This window comes from Paenibacillus popilliae ATCC 14706 (genome assembly GCF_000315235.1).
Lineage (GTDB): Bacteria > Bacillota > Bacilli > Paenibacillales > Paenibacillaceae > Paenibacillus_B > Paenibacillus_B popilliae.
In genome coordinates this window covers 1-624 of record NZ_BALG01000039.1, presented here as the reverse complement: position 1 = coordinate 624, position 624 = coordinate 1, and the positions used below count along the sequence as shown (strand labels likewise).

1 protein-coding gene is annotated in these 624 nt (G+C 39.1%); it reads left to right on the top strand.

Annotated features, from left to right (window positions below; genetic code table 11):
- The first annotated feature begins 237 nt into the window (after positions 1-237).
- Entirely contained in the window at positions 238-591 is a 354-nt protein-coding gene (locus PPOP_RS20015; protein ID WP_006284880.1) for a hypothetical protein, read from the top strand.
- The last annotated feature ends 33 nt before the right edge of the window (positions 592-624 follow it).

Genomic DNA, 624 nt, shown 5'->3' with positions numbered 1-624 from the left:
GGGGTGGTGAGAACTTTCATTCTACACGAATCCGGCCATGGGTCCTTTGTTTTTTATTCCCAGAAGGTGTCGCACTTCATTTTACAATCCGTCATATTATAATAAATAAGCTAATCTTTTACAATTTCACCCTTGCTTCAAACCAGTTGACTTCAATATTTTTACATGGTAGAATATTCTAGACATAGTTTATAGACACGGAGCATTTGACCAAATTCATATTAGGAGATGAATAAAATGAGAAGATTCAAAAAGATGATTATTTTGACCTCCATTGTTACTTCTATGACGGTTATGTCACAATCTGCATTTGCTACCCTTTCTACACCGACAACGGAAGATATTACGCAATGCTACGGTACTGCTAAACTCTCGGAGGACTCATCTACACCGCTGGTAAGGAACCACCGTGGAGCAACAGGAGACTGTCCTAAGGGATGGGATCATGTGGGCTGGTGTAAAGATGAAGATAGAGTTCTTGCAGATAAAAACGACCCTGCTGGGGGGTACTATACAGTGAAATATAAGTCTTGTCGTAAAGGAAAAAAAACAGATTGCTACTGGTATGATAGCGTATACCATGATGCTTAAATCAAAAATTCAAAGAGACACTCATCATATGGG

Excerpts from the sequence above, each read along its gene's own strand:
- PPOP_RS20015 (WP_006284880.1), top strand. The coding sequence starts at position 238 with ATGAGAAGATTCAAAAAGATGATTATTTTGACCTCCATTGTTACTTCT.